Below are 16,573 nucleotides of genomic sequence, written 5' to 3' on the forward strand. Positions count from 1 at the left end.
GGTCAAAGGTCCAGAAACATTAAATTGGGTATTATATCAGGCATTACGCACTTGTAAAGAATTTATTGATTTTCCAGCATATCCAGGTTAAACAGCTGCCTGGCCACATTCAGGTACAATGAATCATCCCGATGACCGCCCGTGTGTTTCAAAAACATGATAGGATCGTGAATCGCCCGGGTCGCAATGGCCTGGGTCATCCGGCGAATGGCATCTTTGTCCGGTTCGGCCAGGTGGGATAAATGGGACAGGGTCTTATCACATTCCATTTCCACGATGCCCGTCATCTTCTCGTTGAGCGCCTTGATGGTCGGCACGATGGCCAGGCTGTCCAGCCATTGCCTGAACTTGATCACCGCCTCGGACACAAACCGTTCCGCCTTCACGGTTTCCTGCTCCCGCTGCTGGATATTGGAGGCCACAACGGTTTTAAGGTCATCGATGTCATACACATACACATTGGACAACTGATTGATTTTCGGATCAATGTCTCTGGGCACGGCAATGTCGATAAAAAACAAGGTCCGGTACTTTCGCTTTTTCATGGCTTTTTTAACCTGATCCGCAGTAATCACATAGTCGGTGGCACCCGTGGAAGAAATGATGATATCCACTTCAGTCAGGGCATCCACCCGTTCTTCAAACCCTAAGGCCCGGCCGTTGAACCGTTCGGCCAAAGCCACGGCATTTTCAAATGTCCGGTTGGATACCCGGATCTGACCCACATTATGGGAAATCAAATGTTCCACGGCCAGTTCCGCCATCTCTCCGGCCCCTAAAAGCATCACGGTTTTGGTGGACAGATCGCTGAAAATTTTATTGGCCAGCTCAATGGCCGCATAGCTTATGGACACAGCATTATCGCCGATCCCGGTTTCCTTGCGAACCTTTTTGGCAAGGGAAAACGATTTGTGCATCATCCGATTGAGCAGCACTTTTGACGTACCGGCTTTCACTGCGGTTCGATAAGCCAGCTTGATCTGGCCTAAAATCTGGGGTTCTCCCACCATCATGGAATCCAGGCTGGCCGCCACGCGAAACAGATGGTGGATCGCTTCTTCCTTGCGAAGGATATACAACGCCGGCACAAATTCAGACGGTGAAATCTGTTTGCTGCCGGAAAGAAAGGTGATCAAGGTATCCACAGTGCCGCTTCGGGAGGCCACATATAAAATTTCCGTGCGGTTGCAGGTGGAGAAAATCAAGATCTCCTTGATACCCGGATGCTGCTTCAGGGTTTCCAGAGCAGCCAGGGTTTCCTCTATTGAAAAAGAAAGTTTTTCCCGGAGCGCCACTGGCGCTGTTTTATGGTTGATACCGATGAGTATGATATTTGGCATGGTTTTCCCGCTATTTGGTAAATTCCTGGTGATGCCCGCCCAGAAATAAATTGACGCCCAGAAAGGTGAAAACAATGATGGCAAATCCCACAATGGTCATGATGGCGGATTTTCTTCCCCGCCAGCCCGCATAAAACCGCAGATGGAGCAGCACGGCATAGACAAACCAGGCCCCCAGGGAAAAGACCTCCTTGAAATCCCAGCTCCAGAAATGGCCCCACAATACTTTGGCGTACACAAACCCGGTGACCAGTCCCAGGGTCAGCAGAAAAAATCCCGTGGTAATACAGGCATGACTGACATCATCCAGAAAGTCCAGGGAAGGCAGACGCTTGAAAAAAAATCCCGGATTTCTGGCCTTGATCCCTTTTTCCTGGAGCAGGTACAGGATGCCGGCACCACAGGCCAGACCCAAAGCGGCATCCCCTGCAAAAATCAAAAGAATGTGACAATAGAACCATACCCCTTTGAAAGCATCGTTGGGGGGAGCCTGGGTATCGGGCAAAACCAGGGCCGACAGCATGGTGATCGATAAAATCAGGGCCGCAAACAACCCGAGCATTTTCAGATTGAATTTATATTGCACATATAAAAACATGGCACCCAGGGCCAGGGCCGCCATGGAAAGGCTTTGGACCAGGTTCTGAACGGGCAGGCCTTTGATTGTCACACCCAGGGTCAGCATTCCGGCAAGATGGATTCCGACGCCCATGGCAATCAGGTAAAAAGATATTTTCTGAATCCGATCTTTTTGGCGGACCAGAAAAACCAGATACCCGGCCAGGCTTGACACATAAAGCAGAAACGCTATCTGCAGCAACGTATTTCCTGTTTGCACGCCCATAAACAGCTCCTGATTATTGAGGTATCAACTCTTTCACATTAAATTGGCTGCCAAGCAGTTCCTGCATCACAGCATCGATGGCTGCCATATCATTTGCCGCCACCAGACCCGGCAGATTTCTTTCCATCATGGTTCTGAAAATATGTTTATGGCCATCCGGGTCATGGCCTGATGCCAGCAGTTTTTCCCGGACCGCTTTCATGAGAACCAGGAACGTGGCATATTCCGGGCCATAGGCCTGGTCCAGATCCATGCGGATTTTTCTGGCCAACGCCGGGCTGGCCCCGCAAGTGGAGACCGCACAAATCAAATCACCCCGGTTCATGACCGCGGGCAGAATAAAATCACCCTGATCCGGAGCATCCGCACTGTTGCACAATACCCGGGCTTTTCTGGCAAGGTTCTGAATTTGCCGGTTCACCGCCGTATCCCCGGTGGCGGCAAATACCAGAAAAATCTGGTCAAGGTCTTTGGGATCAAAACATCGTTGAATTTTTCGAATCCCGGGCATTTCAGCCAGGTGATCACAAAATTCAGGGGACACCACAGTGACCCACGCCCCTGCCGATACAAGGGTTTTTGCTTTTCTGGCCCCGACTTGACCGCCGCCCGCCACCAGGCACGGCCGGTCTTTGACATTGAGAAAAATCGGATAATATTTCATCTCGTCCCCAGGATTCACCCCTTGTCTGTGTAAATCAGATACTATATATTGATGGCACGTTTTTTTCAACAACAATTCATGAAGGAAAGACCATGATCATTGATACCCATACCCATCTGTTTCCGGAATCGTTTATAGCGGATCGATCCGCACTTTTTGCCCATGAACCGGAATTCACTCTGTTGTACAAAAACCCCAAAGCCCTGATGGCCAAAGGAGATGAGCTGATTGAAGCCATGGACGCTCATGGCGTGGATATTGCCTGCGCCTGCGGATTTCCCTGGCGGAACCCGGACTATACAAAAAAAAACAATGACTATATTATCGATTGTGTCAACCGATGGCCGGACCGGCTCCGGGGCCTGGCCTGTTTTGATGCGGCCTGGCAGGGAGCGGCAAATGAAGCACTGCGGTGCATTGATGCCGGATTGTCCGGTGTGGGGGAACTGGCGTTTTACCTGTCGGGTATCGACGACAGTGCTCTGGAAAAGCTGACCGATATCATGGCGGTACTGCGGGAAAAAGGCAACCTGCCGTGCATGATCCACACCAACGAGCCGGTGGGCCATGCCTATCCCGGAAAAACACCGGTCACCCTGGAACAGATTCAGAAACTGGCAGCCTCGTTTCCTGACAACCGGATCATTCTGGCCCACTGGGGGGGCGGCATCTTTTTTTACCACATCATGAAAAAACAGCTCAAGCAAACCCTGAAAAATGTCTGGTACGACACGGCTGCCTCTCCGTTTCTGTATGATCCGGCGGTCTATGACATGGCTGTCCAGGCCGGGGTCGGGGACAAAGTGCTGTTGGGCACTGATTTCCCACTGCTGCCCCCGGACCGTTATTACCGGGATCTGGATGCCTCCGGCCTGACAAAAGAAGAGAAGCAGGCCGTTTTAGGCGACAACGCAGCCATGTTCTATGCATGAGACGGCAACCGGATATGAAAGACAGTGCCTTTGCCTTTCACGGATGACACCGTGATCTGGCCATTGTGGTACTGGATGATGTGTTTCACAATGGCCAGCCCCAGCCCCGTCCCTCCTTCCTGACGGCTCCGGCCTTTGTCCACCCGGTAGAACCGGTTGAAGATCTTGGGCAGATGTTCTTTGGCAATCCCGGGGCCGGCATCTCTGACATCAATCTGGATATCCTTGCTTGTGCTGCGGGCACAGATATCGACCTGAGAATTTTTAAGGCTGTATTTCACGGCATTTTCCACCAGATTGACAATGGCCTGTTCCATCAGAACCGGATCCACCCGGACTGTCAGATCTTGGGGGCAAGTGATTTGAATCTGGATCTGTTTTTTTTCTGCCAATGGCCCACAGGCCGCCACCGCCCCTTGAATCAGGATAAACAACTGATTGTCGGCAAACCGGACCCCTGTGCCTTCCAGCCGCTCCAGACGGGATAAGGACAACAGATCATTGATCAGTTCGATCATCCGGTTGACATTTTTTTCCAGAATTTTCAAAAACCCGGACCGGTCCTCGGATGAACTGTCCGGCATTTCCTGAAGGGTCTCGATGAACCCCTTGAGGGTGGTCAGCGGGGTTTTGAGTTCATGGGACACATTGGCGGCAAAATCCTTGTGCATCTTTTCCAGGCGCCGGATCCGGGTGATGTCATGAAAAATGATCAGCGTGCCCATGCGATGATCCTGACTGTCCCACAACGCGCTGGAATGAATATTGAGAATATGATCTTTATCCTGATGAATCAGGATGTCATCTTCCACGGGTTCATGGGTTGAAAGGGCCGTGCGGATAAAGCTTTGAAGTTCATAATTTCTGGCCACTTCCAGCACATTTTTATTTTTCATCTCTATGGCGGGAAAATTGAAAATCCGGGCCGCTGCATCATTGATGGTGATGATTTTTTCCTGGTTATCAATGGCAATCACCCCTTCCTGCATACTGGCATGCACAGCCTCGAGTTCCCGCTGCCGGTTCAGGGCCTCCTGGATCCGGTTCGTCAGATTCTCCGCCATCTGGTTCATGGATCGGGCCAGCTCCGACAGTTCTTCCGTATCCGGCACCGCCAGTCGATTGGAAAGATCGCCTCTTGCAAAAGCCTGGGCCCCTTTTTTGATTGCTTCCAGCGGTTGAATGATTTTCCGGGTCACATACCAGGAAACACCGGCAGCAGCAATGACCGTGAGTATCAGAAAACCAAATACCTTGTTCCGGGTGGACCGGATATTTTTTTCAATGGCGGTCAGGGGAATTGCGGTGCGAATCACGGCCGCGATCCCGGTGTTTCCTTCCACAGGCAGCGCAAAATACATCATGTTCTGATCCAGTGTCCGGCTGTACCGGATTGATACCCCTTTTTCACCGGTGAGTGCGGTTTGAATTTCCGGCCGGTTTTTATGATTTTCCATGGTGGCTGTACGGGCTAACGAATCTGCCATCACCTCGCCTGACGGGGCGACAACAGTCACCCGGGTCTGAATGGATTCTCCAAGATCCCTGCACAGGTCATTGAGTTTTTGGTTCTGTACCGGTTTTCCGGACAAAATTTCAGTAATCTTGAATTCAATCAGCCGCGCCCGGACCATCAGTTCTTTTTCCGTGTTTTCCAGAAAAAACTGCCGGGAATGGCGGTTGAAATACCAGGCTTCCAGGGACAGAGAAATGATGATGATGATCAGAAATAATGGAAATATCTGCCAGATCAGTTTTTGTTTTTTCATAATGATTCTTTGAACCGGTATCCAACCCCCCGGACAGTTTCTATAAGACCGGCATGGGATTTCAATTTTTTGCGCAGTCCCACAATGATGACATCGATGCTCCGTTCCGTTACCGCATAATTTTCCCCATGAATAGCATCCATGATCTGGCCCCGGGTGAACACCCACCCTTTTTTGTCCGCCAGAAAAGACAGCAGTTCAAACTCAGACAGGGTCAGGTCCACGGGTTCTCCCTGGATGGTCACCACATGCCGGGCCTGGTCGATGACCATGTCTCCCACCTGACGGATACCGGATGCCGTCTCCTTGTCACCGGTTTTTCTGCGGCGCCGCAAAATGGCACGGATCCGGGCCACCAGCTCCCTGGGACTGAACGGTTTGGAAATATAATCATTGGCCCCGAGTTCCAGCCCGGTGACCACATCGGATTCCTCGCCTTTGGCCGTAACCATGACAATGGGAATACCCGCGGTCTGGTCATTTTTTTTCAGATACCGGGTGACTTCCAGGCCGTCAATGCCCGGCAGCATCAGATCCAGAACGATCAGATCCGGCAAAGACTGTTTGGCCGTCTTAATGGCCTGTTCGCCGGTGCCGGCTGTCAAAATGACATATCCTTCGGTTTTCAGATTATATTTAATCAGCTCGATGATATCTTCTTCATCATCGACAATCAAAATGGTTTCCCTGGGCATCTGGTTTCTCTTCCTGTTCAATGCGGTTGGTCAAACGCCATATCCGTATCAGGTATGGCGGACAATATCTCCTTCAATCAGATAGATCACCTCTTCAGCGATATTGGTTGTGTGGTCTCCGATCCGCTCAATATGCCGGGAAATCAGATACATATTGATAATTTCCGCCACCATGTTTGGATGGGCCTGGATATCGGCTTTCATGGTCTGATACGCATCGTCCCGCATGGTATTGACCTCGTCATCCATTTCCAGAACATGATAGGCCGTGGCCACATCCATGCCCACCAGCGCGTCCAGGCTCAGCTTCAGCATATTGACCGCCTGTTCCGCCATGGCCGTATAATCATATTTAAATTTACCGGGATCCTCCGCCGAGGTGATAAACCGGCGGGCAATATTTCCCGCGTAATCGGCAATCCGTTCCAGGTCATTATTGATCTTGATCACGGCCACGATCAACCGCAGATCCGTGGCCACCGGCTGATACAGGGCCAAAATCTTGAGGCACTCTTCCTCCACTTCAATTTCCCGGTCATCCACTTCATAATCGGAATCAATGACCCATTGCGCCAGATCCAGATCCTGGGTGCGGACCGCGTGAATCGATTTTCTGAACCGGTCTTCCACCAGTGCACCCAATGCGAGGATCTCTTTTTTAATTTTGTCCATTGCCCGATGCAAATGGGTTGCCATACTGCCTCCTTGAATACAATAAAAAAACCACAGACTGCCGAAAAAAGGGAGACCATCTCCCTGCATACCGTTCATGCATGTGACTGCTGATTTTGTTTTTCTATCTTTTTTTTGCTAGAATTGTATTAGGGCATTGTTATCCAACCATTAAATCAGATGAAATATATTTGTCAAGGCTTGCTTCATCCGCCATATCAGGCTAAAAAGATCAGCATATTTAAAAAAAAATTCAGGAGCTCCCATGAAAAAAGATACCCATGAATTCATACACACCTACCAGGGGTTAGGCGCCTTTGGCATGGACAGAGAAACCGATGAACAGACCCTCATGTTTTATCTGCAGAAATTTTCCGAAGACACATTCATGAAAACGTTTGTTCCTCGGTTGTCCGATGATGAACTGGAAAAAATATATCAATGCATTCATGGTTTTCTCAAACAACACATTACTGAAGATGAATACCATGAACTGTTTTTAAAAGACCGTTGACAAAAAAGATTAAAGGTTTCAGATCCATGTATTATTCTGATATATCATCATATCTTAACAATTCCGGTGAATGATGGATTATATTGTTGACGGATTCATCAAGGCGTTTTTTCTGCTGATTCACCTGGATCCGGCCACCACGTCCGCCATCGCGGCCACGCTCAAGGTCTCCACCATTGCCATGATCATCAGTCTGACCATTGGACTGCCATTGGGATTTGTGCTGGGATATTTTGATTTCCCCGGCAAACGCCATACCAAAACACTGGTGGACACGCTTCTGGCCCTGCCCACGGTCTGCATCGGCCTGATCGTCTATGCCCTGATCTCCAGCCGGGGACCTTTGGGAGAATGGCACCTGTTGTTCACCCTCACCGGCATTGCCATGGGTCTGACCGTGCTGGCCCTGCCCATTGTCATCGCCATCACCGCCGCCACCGTGGAAAACATCGATCCGGATCTGAAACTGACCCTGGTGTCCCTGGGCGCAGGCAGGCACCATATATTGCGCACCTGTCTGTGGGAAGTGCGCTACGGAATCCTGGCCGGGGTGGTCACTGCTTTTGGCCGGGTTCTCACGGAAGTGGGCATTGCCATGATGGTGGGGGGCAATATCAAATACCATACCCGCACCATGACCACGGCCATTGCCCTGGAAACCAACAAAGGTCAGTTTGCCGACGGGATCGCTTTGGGAATCGTTCTCATGGCCATTGCTCTGTGTGTTAATATCTGTCTGTCTTTTCTAAGGAAACAATGACTTTCACGCCACCCGCATACCGTCTGGATAACGTGACTCATTTTTACGGAGACAAGCAGGTGCTGGATATTGCCCACCTGGAAATTCCCAAAGGGGCCATCATTGGGCTCATGGGTCCCAACGGATCCGGAAAAAGCACCCTGCTCAAGATTCTGGCTTTTGCCATGCGCCCGTCCTCAGGCCATGTGTGGTTCAACGGCACACCCCAGTATCCGTTTTCTGAAGCAATCCAGGGCAAAGTCTCTCTGGTGACCCAGAAGCCCTATCTGCTGAAACGATCCGTATTCGACAATATTGCCTATGGGCTGAAAATCCGCCGCCCTCCCCGGGATCTGAAACAGCGGGTACAACAGGTCATGGCAGAGGTGGGACTGGATTTTGACCGGTTTGCATACCGCCAGTGGCATGAACTTTCCGGCGGTGAAGCCCAGCGGGTCGCCCTGGCGGCCCGCCTGATACTCCGGCCCGAGGTGCTGCTGCTGGATGAACCCGTGGCCAGCGTGGACACCCGAAGCGCAGCCCTGATCCGCAAGGCATCTCTGGCCGCCCGACAAAACCGGGGCACCACCCTGGTCATCACCAGCCATGATCTGCCCTGGCTGTTCACGTGCAGCGACACCCAGCTGTCCATCAACAATGGCGCTCTGTTTGCCACGGGCCAGGAAATCACCATTCCCGGCCCATACACCCGCCCCCACCCGGACAACCCAAAATGGACCCGGTACCTGGGGGACGGGCAGGTCATCCAGGTGCCGCCAGCGGTATCGACAGGAAAAACAGCCGTGATCCAGCGGAAACATATCCGGGTGATCCGGCCGGAAAAAATGGATGTTTCCGCAGACAACCAGATCCGGGGACAGGTGCAGTCCATGTACATGACCGGGCAGCACGGGGACATCATGACCACCATTGATGCCGGCGGTATCTCTTTTATGCTGGGCATCCCCCCGGGGCAGGCGTCTGAGCTGAATCTTCAGCCGGGCATGCCTGTCATCCTGGCGTTCAATTCCTGGGACATCCGGTGGCATTGAGCGTTCGGGCCGGCGTTACAGGGTTGCTTTTTCACCCTGTTTTTTCATCACCAGAAAATACATGTTTCCTCTCACATTCATATGACCGGCCGTGAACCGGGCATATTCATCACTGCCGCAGAACAGATCGGCCCGGGCCGGACCCCGGATCGCCCCGCCCGTATCCTGATTCATGACAAACAGGGAAACAGGCGGCCAGGATTCCGGACTCCCTTTAACCTCCCCTTGGGTCAAACCGCTGGAAGCCATTTTTGGCAGCCGGGTTTCGATAAAGCAGAGCGCCCCTTTGGGAAATATCCGATAATCCGTGGCCATGGCCCGCAACGGGGTCAAAGTCACATTGATATTGCCGAAAGGCCCGCCGGAGGCGATATTGAAAAAAACAAAACTGTCATTGTAACTGAGCACTTCTTCCACGCGATGGGGGTTGGCTTCCAACCATTGCCGGATGGCCTGCATGGACATCTGTTCTTTTTCAATCTCCTGGTTGGCGATCAGATACCGGCCGATGGAACGGTACGCATTGCCGTTGGTGCCGGCATACCGGATCCGCACGATCTTGTTTTCCGGGGTCTGGATCCGGCCGGATCCCTGAATCTCCAGAAAAAACCGGTCCACCCGGTTTTCCAGCCAGGCCACGGGCGGGGCCTGTAAATGAAAATCCGTCATCTGGTTGATCTGTTTTCTGGAAAAATACGGCACCACCTGATTTTTTTTGACCCGTCCTCTGAGCCGGTCATGTCCCTGATACCGGTCGGAAAAATTGGCCAGATCAATTTCCACCAGGTCTTGGGGAACCGGATACAGCGGATATTGAAACCGTTCATCCGGATACAGACTGCCGCTGTAGGTGGGCTCGAAATATCCGGTAAACAATACCTGATCCTTGTCATTGGCTGTGCTGGCATAGACATGAAACCGCTCCCGGATGAACCGGTTCACGGCCGTTGCCGGCGGACGGGTCTCCAGAAACGCCTGAAGGGTTTTCAAAGATTCCGCCATATGCCTGACCGTGTACTGATCCGGGCCGAATTCAATGATTCGGTCACCCGGCAATCGGTTGTAATAAACCAGGCTCTGATTCAACGCCGTTTGAAATCCTGAAAAATCAAGGCTGTCAAAAAAATCAGGGTACCGGGCTTGTGTCAGCTTTTCCAGGGCCGGTTTTCGGACCTCGACCTGCTCTTTGTCTGTGAATACCCCGCATCCGGCCAGGGTTATCAGCAAGGCAGCCAAAATGATTTTTCCCGGCTTCCGGCAATTTTTTCGGATTGAACAAAATTGGATCCGCATTTTATTTTTCACGATCAGACCTTTCTTTGAACACCCGTGTGCCCGTATCCGGCGGGTCAATGGATGAGATATCCGGCATTTTCCGGGAAGCCACCCCCAGGCATTCCAGTTCCCGGGCCGGGAGCATGACCTTTTTTTCCATGACGTTCACGGCCCGATTGAAACTTGCCGCACAGGTATCAATATCTTTTCCCAGACGGTTCATGCTTTCTGCCATGGCACACAGGCGACGATACAACGTCATTCCGGCCGTGCGGATCTTTTCGGCATTTTCAATCCCTTCTTTCTGCTGCCAGGCATAGGACACGGATTTCAATAAAGCGATCAATGTGGTGGGGGTGGCCAGGATCACGCCTTTTTCCACCCCCTGCTCAATCAGGGTGGGCTGCTGACTCAACGCGGCGGAAAAAAAATTCTCTCCCGGAATAAACAGCACCACAAATTCCGGGGACGGCGAAAACGCCGCCGCATAATTTTTGGATGCCAGCTGATTGATATGGACCGCCACCTGGCGGGCATGATCGGCCATGCGGGCCTGTTTTTCCTCTTCATTATCCGCTTCCAGCGCATCCAGATACGCCATGAGCGGCACTTTGGCATCCACCACGATCCGGCGGTTCGACGGCAGAGTCACCACCATGTCCGGCCGCAACGCCCCCTTTCCCGCACCTTTGACGGGCTGCTCCTGAAAGTCGCAATACCGGGCCATGCCGGCCAGCTCCGCCACTTTTCTCAGAGTGATCTCCCCCCATCGGCCCCGGACATGGGGCAGACGCAGGGCCTTGACCAGATTCCCGGTTTCCAGGTGCAGCTGATGCTGGACCCGTCCCATCTGGGCCAGTTGTTCAAACACAGCCCCATTGGTCCGTTCTCTGGATGCTTCCATGGCCCGGAGCCTTGTCTCATACTGGTCCATGGCCTGGCGCACCGGATCCATGGTCTGACGGAGGGCCTGGCCCTGGATGGAAAAATCTTTTTTCGCCTCCCGGACATAGCCCTTGAAATAGCGGTCCGCCATTTCCATGAACCGGTTGGCATGCTGGTACAACGCCTGGTCCGACACCTGTTTCATCCGGGTAGCGGCCATGGCCCCGGTGATGCGGACCAGAAGGGCGCACCCCACCACCCCCAGAACAAAGCCGACCCCCAGAAACCCCAGGTTCTCCAGGGTGACCAACATGTCTGTCACACCGAAGGCTTCCTGTTTTCCGGGACATCCTTTGCCTGCCAGGTGCCGCTTTTTCCCCCGGATTTGGAAATCAGACGTACGGTTGATATCACCATGCCTTTATCATAGGATTTGCACATGTCATAAATGGTGAGCCCGGCCACGGAAACCGCGGTCAATGCCTCCATTTCCACCCCGGTCCGGCCGGTCAGAGACACGGTGGCCTGAATCCTGATGCTGTGCGTATCGGGTTCGAAAAAAAAATCAATGCCTGCATGGGTGATGTTCAGCGGATGACACATGGGGATGAGATCCGCGGTTTTCTTGGCAGCCATGACCCCGGCAATGCGGGCGGTTTCCAGCACATTGCCTTTTTTCACTTTTTCATCCATGATCCGGGCCAGTGTGTCCGGGTGCATGACAACGTTCCCTTCCGCCACAGCGGTTCTCAGTGTCTGATCCTTGTGTCCCACATCCACCATGCGCACATGGCCCTGATTATCCAGGTGGGTAAATTCATTCATAAATATTTCCTTAGGGGCAGGTTCATTGTTGAAAAAATTGTGTTTTCCGGGTCACATCCGCCTTGATCTGGTTGAGGGTGTCGGTCAGGGCGGCGATCACATTTTCCCGGATATTGCCGGCCACCACCAGAAACATCACATCATCCCCCACTTTGAGAAGTTTGTTTTCCCGGATGTGCACCTGGATATCCAGGATGCCGGGACGGGCCCGTTCCTTTGTCAGGATCTGTTCGAGCCGGGCATGATCCACTTCAATCTCAAGCCCGGTCACGGCCCGGCCGTCTCTGGCGGTTTCCCGCACCACCCCGTTATGGGCCAGAATCATTCCGGCTTTTGCAAATTCCGGATGGGCCTTGATATCTGCCACCATCTGCGCCAGGGTCACGGGACTGTCTTTTCTATCTTTTTCCACCATCCATCTTTCCTTTCATCGGACGGGGTCAGGCCTTGTTTTTTTGACGTTTTGTATAAAAATATCAAAAAGACAAGGCCTGACCCCATTATTGTTTTACTGCCATCTGTCTGGCTTTTTCCAGATCAGACGGCGTGTTCACATTAAAAATAAATCCCATGTCCGGGTCCAGGCGTTTCAACACGGACACGGGCACCTCCCGGACATGTTTTTTCTTATAAAATTTTTTAATCATGAATATATTGTTTTTCAAACTGTCTTCGATCAAAGGAATGCACTCTTTGGAATACACGGCCGACAACGGCTCCAGCCCGTCATCCGTCCGGGGGATGACCACATGATCCCCGGTTCTGACCCGGTCCACCAGATGCCGGATCACGGCCTCACTGGCAAAAGGAATATCACAGGCAGTCACATACGCATACGGGTAGGACGTATAAAACAGCCCGGCATGCAGCCCTGCCAGCACACACCGGGCCGGGATGATGTCGGTTGCCACCATCATGTCCAGACCCATGAATTCTTCAGGTTCATTCACCACGATGATGGTTTCCTTGAACAGTTTTGAAAAAAGCGCACACAATTTTTCCAGTATGCTTGTGTCTCCAACCCGGTGAAAGGTCTTTTTTTTCCCCGGAAGCCGGCTGTTTTTCCCGCCGGCCAGAATCACCCCTGTGCAGTCCAGCTCCATAGGCATCCATCCTTTGTCAATGCTCATCCATGCGGGTGCATTATATCTGACTTCCCCTGAAAATCAAGGTATTGCTCCCGGGTGGAAAAGGTGGTACATTTTTTTTTGGTATAAACCCCTTTGTAAATGAAAGGCAGGTCATGAAACAGACACAACCCATTCTCAATGCTTCGGATTTCAAACGCATTCTTTCCCGAATCGCCCACGAAATCATTGAAAAACACCAGGGTGCCGACAATCTGGCCCTGGTGGGGATTCAGACCCGGGGAGATTTTCTGGCCCACCGCCTGGCAGACCAGATCCGGAAAATTGAGAATGTGACCCTGCCCGTGGGCAGCATGGATATCAACATGTACCGGGATGACTGGACAAAAATCAGTCATCAGCCGGTTGTCAGGCCGTCTGATATTCCGTTCAGCGTGAACGACACCAATATTGTTCTGGTGGATGATGTGCTGTACACCGGCAGAACCATCAGAGCCGCTATGGAAGCGCTCATGGATTTCGGCCGCCCTGCCCGCATCGAACTGGCCATCCTTGTGGACAGAGGCCATCGGGAGCTGCCCATTCAGGCGGATTACAAAGGCATTTTTATGGACACAGGTCACCAGGATACCATCCAGGTGCATGTGTCCGAACATGATGATCAGGATCTGGTATTCAGGGAAATCAATTCATGAGCACTGAAGAACACAGGAAAAAAGCGGTCCAGCATATCCGGATAGCGGTGATCAGCATATCCACCACACGGAAGCTGGCAGATGATAAAAGCGGGGCCTGGATCAAAAAACAGGCCCAGAAAGAAGGACATGAGGTGGTGATTCACCAGGTGGTAAAAGATGATATCACTGACATCCGGAATCTGTTGACCCATGTGGTGGAAAAAATAACCCCCCATGCAGTGATCATGACCGGCGGCACGGGCATCAGCCCCAAAGATGTGACCATTGAAGCGGTACACCCGTTCTTTGAAAAAACGCTCTCCGCATTCGGCCCCGTGTTTGCCCAGCTCTCTTTTGAAGAGATCGATGCGGCAGCCATTGGTTCCAGGGCCACGGCCGGTATTATCAAAAATATCCTGGTGTTCTGCATCCCGGGCAGTCTTAAAGCCTGCAAACTGGCCTGCAACGCATTGATTTTTCCGGAAATCGGACACCTGCTCAAACATATGAGGGAATAATCATGACAACAGAACTGAACCCATTCATTGCAGCATGGAAAGACAACGATACTCGGATCAAACAGGCGTTTGAGGAACTGCTGGCCCACTTGAAGACCCTGGACAGAACCGGGCTGGAATTTGTGGCCCGGCCCACGGTCAGTTATTCCGTGCGTCCGAAACATGACCTTCAGAAAAAGCGCCAGTTATTTGCCATGGTGGATGTCATTGACGATGATCCGGACAACCGGTGGCTCTCTGTGTGCTTTTACGGAGAGATGATCACGGACCCGGAGGAAAAAGGGGACCTGATTCCCGAAGGACTTTTAGGAGAAGACGGGTATTGTTTTGATCTGGATGAATATGATCCGGATGACATGGCGTATCTGAAACAGCGGCTCACCGAAGCCCACGCCAACGCACCGGAATAACGGATGTCATACAAGGCGGGGTCTGATCGGAACCCGCCTTGTATCAATAAAAACAAGACACCCGTTAAACGGAAAAGCGGATGTTTAAAATATCCCCGTCCTTGACCAGATAGGTTTTACCTTCCACATAGAACCGGCCGGCTTTTTTCAATTCCGCTTCCGATCCGAAAGCGATCAAATCATCATAGGAAAACACTTCCGCCCGGATGAATCCTCTTTCCAGATCCGAATGAATGACCCCGGCCGCCCGGGGCGCCGTACTTTCCCGGCGCACCAGCCATTGCCGTACTTCGTCTTTGCCCACAGTGAAAAAAGAGATCAGGTTCAAAGATCTTAAGCACAGCCGGGTGAGCATTTCAAGGGCTGTTTCTTCAATGCCCAGCGCATCCAGAAACTCCTGTTTTTCCGATGCCGTGTCCAGTAATGCGATTTCCGCTTCCACTTTGGCGGACACCAGCATGACCTCGATGGCCTGGGCCTGACAGGCCGGGGCAAACCGGGCCAGCAGATCCTGGTTTCCCAGATCCTCTTCCGCCACGTTCACGGCAATCACCATTTTTTTCCGGGTGATGAACGGATAGCTGCGGATCATTTTGTCCTCATCCGGGGACAATGCCATCAACCGCAACGGATTTTCCTGCTCCAGGTGTGCCTGAATGCGCTGCATCAGATCCAGTTCTTTCTGCCGGGCCTCATCTTTTATTTTTTTCACCTCATCGGCCAGCCGCTGGATCCGTTTTTCCGCAAAAATCTGATCATGCATGAGCAGTTCCGCATTCACATTCTCAAAATCCCGCCACGCATTCACCGATCCTTGGGCATGATACACAGCATCATCTTCAAACGCGCGGATCACATGACAGATCGCATCCATGTCCGCAATATCCCTGAAAATCTCGCCGCCGGCAATGGTCTCGGCTTCCAGCCTGGGCAGCAGCGCCAGATCCAGCCGGGCCCGGACCTGTTTTTTGGGCTGATACATATCCACCAGGGTGTTGAACCGGGAGTCCATGATATCTGCGGCCCCGGGCACGGGTTTGTTTGCTTTTGCCGGATCCAGTGCCGCATTTCCCGTTAAAATCTGAAACAACGTTTTCTTGCCTGTCTGGGGCAGGCCGATAATACCGACTTTCATAAAATTGGGTATTCCCTTGATTGTTTACGTTTAAATTTTGACCCGCACAAAACCCGTTCAGGGCAGATGAATCCGTCTTTTTTCCGCATTTTTGTGGGGCCGGTACAGCACGGCCACATGCCCCACCATGCCGGCCATTGTTGCGCCTGTCTGCCGGGAAATCTCGTCGAGCAGCCCGGTTTTAACGGCTTTATCCTTATGATCCACAAACTTGATCTTGATCAGTTCAGCCCCGTCCAGGGCGGTTTCGATTTCTTCCACCAGGGCCTGGGTCACCCCTTTGGCGCCCACAAACGCCCCGGGATTCAAATGATGGGCCAGACCCCGCAGATATTTGCGCTGGCTCCCGGTCAACTGCATCGCCATGTTATTATCCTTCGTCTTGATTGGGTTTTAAAATAAGCCTTATACCACAGAAAAAAATGCTTGAACAGAAACAAGGAAAAAACCCGCCTTCATGTCCCGGGTTTTTAAAAATAAAATCCTGATGTTCCGCCATGGACCAACCGGTTCAAACCGGCTTGAATTTTTAAAATTTT

Annotated in this window: 20 protein-coding genes; 7 read left to right on the forward strand and 13 right to left on the reverse strand. The window is 51.9% G+C overall.

The features are described from left to right. Positions 1-62 precede the first annotated feature (62 nt). The 3 genes from hemA to DPO_RS01460 are packed head-to-tail and all read right to left on the reverse strand — an operon-like array spanning position 63 to position 2,848. On the reverse strand, positions 63-1,340 hold the full coding sequence (gene hemA / locus DPO_RS01450; protein ID WP_006963812.1) for a glutamyl-tRNA reductase: 1,278 nt from the start codon (positions 1,338-1,340) through the stop codon (positions 63-65). 10 nt (positions 1,341-1,350) lie between these two features. After that, the gene (locus DPO_RS01455; protein WP_006963814.1) at positions 1,351-2,184 is read right to left on the reverse strand and encodes a cytochrome C assembly family protein; all 834 of its coding nucleotides are present in this window, start codon (positions 2,182-2,184) and stop codon (positions 1,351-1,353) included. A 13-nt stretch (positions 2,185-2,197) separates the two neighbouring features. Further along, the gene (locus tag DPO_RS01460) at positions 2,198-2,848 is read right to left on the reverse strand and encodes a precorrin-2 dehydrogenase/sirohydrochlorin ferrochelatase family protein (RefSeq protein WP_006963817.1); all 651 of its coding nucleotides are present in this window, start codon (positions 2,846-2,848) and stop codon (positions 2,198-2,200) included. 92 nt (positions 2,849-2,940) lie between these two features. Between DPO_RS01460 and DPO_RS01465 the strand changes: the two genes are divergently transcribed. Continuing rightward, complete coding sequence (locus DPO_RS01465; protein ID WP_006963819.1) at positions 2,941-3,780, forward strand: amidohydrolase family protein; 840 nt, start codon at positions 2,941-2,943, stop codon at positions 3,778-3,780. Here the strand turns inward: DPO_RS01465 and DPO_RS01470 are convergent. From DPO_RS01470 to phoU, 3 genes are read right to left on the reverse strand one after another with little or no spacing between them, the layout of a single operon-like run. Further along, positions 3,771-5,549, reverse strand: a complete 1,779-nt coding sequence (locus DPO_RS01470) for an ATP-binding protein (RefSeq protein WP_006963821.1) — start codon at positions 5,547-5,549, stop codon at positions 3,771-3,773. The genes DPO_RS01465 and DPO_RS01470 overlap by 10 nt on opposite strands. Further along, entirely contained in the window at positions 5,546-6,244 is a 699-nt protein-coding gene (locus DPO_RS01475) for a response regulator (protein WP_006963823.1), read from the reverse strand. Before DPO_RS01475 ends, DPO_RS01470 begins: the two co-directional genes overlap by 4 nt. 48 nt (positions 6,245-6,292) lie before the next feature. After that, the gene (phoU, locus tag DPO_RS01480; protein ID WP_006963825.1) at positions 6,293-6,940 is read right to left on the reverse strand and encodes a phosphate signaling complex protein PhoU; all 648 of its coding nucleotides are present in this window, start codon (positions 6,938-6,940) and stop codon (positions 6,293-6,295) included. 241 nt (positions 6,941-7,181) lie between these two features. Between phoU and DPO_RS01485 the strand changes: the two genes are divergently transcribed. From DPO_RS01485 to DPO_RS01495, 3 genes are all read left to right on the forward strand, one after another. Continuing rightward, positions 7,182-7,430, forward strand: coding sequence for a hypothetical protein (locus DPO_RS01485; RefSeq protein WP_006963828.1), 249 nt, complete (start codon positions 7,182-7,184; stop codon positions 7,428-7,430). A gap of 70 nt (positions 7,431-7,500) precedes the next feature. Continuing rightward, a complete protein-coding gene (locus DPO_RS01490) occupies positions 7,501-8,190 on the forward strand; it encodes an ABC transporter permease (RefSeq protein WP_236609871.1) in 690 nt (229 codons plus the stop codon). Then, positions 8,187-9,221, forward strand: a complete 1,035-nt coding sequence (locus DPO_RS01495) for an ATP-binding cassette domain-containing protein (protein ID WP_006963830.1) — start codon at positions 8,187-8,189, stop codon at positions 9,219-9,221. The genes DPO_RS01490 and DPO_RS01495 overlap by 4 nt, the downstream gene beginning before the upstream one ends. 15 nt (positions 9,222-9,236) lie before the next feature. On the opposite strand, the gene mltA is transcribed toward DPO_RS01495, so the two are convergent. From mltA to mobA, 5 genes are all read right to left on the reverse strand, one after another. Further along, positions 9,237-10,457 (reverse strand): murein transglycosylase A, encoded by a 1,221-nt coding sequence (mltA, locus tag DPO_RS01500; RefSeq protein WP_006963831.1) that lies wholly within the window; start codon positions 10,455-10,457, stop codon positions 9,237-9,239. 58 nt (positions 10,458-10,515) lie between these two features. Further along, positions 10,516-11,694: a DNA recombination protein RmuC gene (locus DPO_RS01505; RefSeq protein WP_152427549.1), complete on the reverse strand. Its 1,179-nt coding sequence runs from the start codon at positions 11,692-11,694 to the stop codon at positions 10,516-10,518. Positions 11,695-11,699: 5 nt separating this feature from the next. Continuing rightward, a complete protein-coding gene (gene moaC / locus DPO_RS01510) occupies positions 11,700-12,206 on the reverse strand; it encodes a cyclic pyranopterin monophosphate synthase MoaC (RefSeq protein ID WP_006963833.1) in 507 nt (168 codons plus the stop codon). 22 nt (positions 12,207-12,228) lie between these two features. Continuing rightward, the gene (locus DPO_RS01515; RefSeq protein ID WP_006963834.1) at positions 12,229-12,621 is read right to left on the reverse strand and encodes a molybdenum cofactor biosynthesis protein MoaE; all 393 of its coding nucleotides are present in this window, start codon (positions 12,619-12,621) and stop codon (positions 12,229-12,231) included. A gap of 85 nt (positions 12,622-12,706) precedes the next feature. Then, entirely contained in the window at positions 12,707-13,309 is a 603-nt protein-coding gene (gene mobA / locus DPO_RS01520; RefSeq protein WP_006963835.1) for a molybdenum cofactor guanylyltransferase, read from the reverse strand. A gap of 140 nt (positions 13,310-13,449) precedes the next feature. Here mobA and pyrR point away from each other — a divergent pair, with 140 nt between their 5' ends. From pyrR to DPO_RS01535, 3 genes are read left to right on the forward strand one after another with little or no spacing between them, the layout of a single operon-like run. Further along, the gene (pyrR, locus tag DPO_RS01525) at positions 13,450-13,989 is read left to right on the forward strand and encodes a bifunctional pyr operon transcriptional regulator/uracil phosphoribosyltransferase PyrR (protein ID WP_006963836.1); all 540 of its coding nucleotides are present in this window, start codon (positions 13,450-13,452) and stop codon (positions 13,987-13,989) included. Further along, positions 13,986-14,489 (forward strand): MogA/MoaB family molybdenum cofactor biosynthesis protein, encoded by a 504-nt coding sequence (locus DPO_RS01530; protein WP_006963837.1) that lies wholly within the window; start codon positions 13,986-13,988, stop codon positions 14,487-14,489. The genes pyrR and DPO_RS01530 overlap by 4 nt, the downstream gene beginning before the upstream one ends. A 2-nt stretch (positions 14,490-14,491) precedes the next feature. Beyond that, positions 14,492-14,899 (forward strand): hypothetical protein, encoded by a 408-nt coding sequence (locus DPO_RS01535; RefSeq protein WP_006963838.1) that lies wholly within the window; start codon positions 14,492-14,494, stop codon positions 14,897-14,899. A gap of 64 nt (positions 14,900-14,963) precedes the next feature. Here the strand turns inward: DPO_RS01535 and DPO_RS01540 are convergent, their stop codons facing one another. Together DPO_RS01540 and DPO_RS01545 are read right to left on the reverse strand one after the other, a co-directional pair. Further along, on the reverse strand, positions 14,964-16,034 hold the full coding sequence (locus DPO_RS01540) for a DUF933 domain-containing protein (protein ID WP_006963839.1): 1,071 nt from the start codon (positions 16,032-16,034) through the stop codon (positions 14,964-14,966). 57 nt (positions 16,035-16,091) lie between these two features. Continuing rightward, complete coding sequence (locus DPO_RS01545; RefSeq protein WP_006963840.1) at positions 16,092-16,400, reverse strand: YhbY family RNA-binding protein; 309 nt, start codon at positions 16,398-16,400, stop codon at positions 16,092-16,094. Between the last annotated feature and the right edge of the window lie 173 nt (positions 16,401-16,573).

This window comes from Desulfotignum phosphitoxidans DSM 13687 (assembly GCF_000350545.1).
GTDB lineage: Bacteria > Desulfobacterota > Desulfobacteria > Desulfobacterales > Desulfobacteraceae > Desulfotignum > Desulfotignum phosphitoxidans.

What these genes read in the sequence shown, in the direction of transcription:
- pyrR (WP_006963836.1), top strand. Translation starts at nt 13,450, where the DNA reads ATGAAACAGACACAACCCATTCTCAATGCTTCGGATTTCAAACGCATT.
- moaC (WP_006963833.1), bottom strand. Translation starts at nt 12,206, where the DNA reads ATGAATGAATTTACCCACCTGGATAATCAGGGCCATGTGCGCATGGTG.
- DPO_RS01490 (WP_236609871.1), top strand. Translation starts at nt 7,501, where the DNA reads ATGATGGATTATATTGTTGACGGATTCATCAAGGCGTTTTTTCTGCTG.
- DPO_RS01540 (WP_006963839.1), bottom strand. Translation starts at nt 16,034, where the DNA reads ATGAAAGTCGGTATTATCGGCCTGCCCCAGACAGGCAAGAAAACGTTG.
- DPO_RS01505 (WP_152427549.1), bottom strand. Translation starts at nt 11,694, where the DNA reads ATGTTGGTCACCCTGGAGAACCTGGGGTTTCTGGGGGTCGGCTTTGTT.
- DPO_RS01535 (WP_006963838.1), top strand. Translation starts at nt 14,492, where the DNA reads ATGACAACAGAACTGAACCCATTCATTGCAGCATGGAAAGACAACGAT.
- DPO_RS01455 (WP_006963814.1), bottom strand. Translation starts at nt 2,184, where the DNA reads ATGGGCGTGCAAACAGGAAATACGTTGCTGCAGATAGCGTTTCTGCTT.
- DPO_RS01545 (WP_006963840.1), bottom strand. Translation starts at nt 16,400, where the DNA reads ATGGCGATGCAGTTGACCGGGAGCCAGCGCAAATATCTGCGGGGTCTG.
- DPO_RS01530 (WP_006963837.1), top strand. Translation starts at nt 13,986, where the DNA reads ATGAGCACTGAAGAACACAGGAAAAAAGCGGTCCAGCATATCCGGATA.
- DPO_RS01470 (WP_006963821.1), bottom strand. Translation starts at nt 5,549, where the DNA reads ATGAAAAAACAAAAACTGATCTGGCAGATATTTCCATTATTTCTGATC.
- DPO_RS01515 (WP_006963834.1), bottom strand. Translation starts at nt 12,621, where the DNA reads ATGGTGGAAAAAGATAGAAAAGACAGTCCCGTGACCCTGGCGCAGATG.
- mobA (WP_006963835.1), bottom strand. Translation starts at nt 13,309, where the DNA reads ATGGAGCTGGACTGCACAGGGGTGATTCTGGCCGGCGGGAAAAACAGC.
- phoU (WP_006963825.1), bottom strand. Translation starts at nt 6,940, where the DNA reads ATGGCAACCCATTTGCATCGGGCAATGGACAAAATTAAAAAAGAGATC.
- hemA (WP_006963812.1), bottom strand. Translation starts at nt 1,340, where the DNA reads ATGCCAAATATCATACTCATCGGTATCAACCATAAAACAGCGCCAGTG.
- DPO_RS01495 (WP_006963830.1), top strand. Translation starts at nt 8,187, where the DNA reads ATGACTTTCACGCCACCCGCATACCGTCTGGATAACGTGACTCATTTT.
- DPO_RS01460 (WP_006963817.1), bottom strand. Translation starts at nt 2,848, where the DNA reads ATGAAATATTATCCGATTTTTCTCAATGTCAAAGACCGGCCGTGCCTG.
- DPO_RS01465 (WP_006963819.1), top strand. Translation starts at nt 2,941, where the DNA reads ATGATCATTGATACCCATACCCATCTGTTTCCGGAATCGTTTATAGCG.
- DPO_RS01475 (WP_006963823.1), bottom strand. Translation starts at nt 6,244, where the DNA reads ATGCCCAGGGAAACCATTTTGATTGTCGATGATGAAGAAGATATCATC.
- DPO_RS01485 (WP_006963828.1), top strand. Translation starts at nt 7,182, where the DNA reads ATGAAAAAAGATACCCATGAATTCATACACACCTACCAGGGGTTAGGC.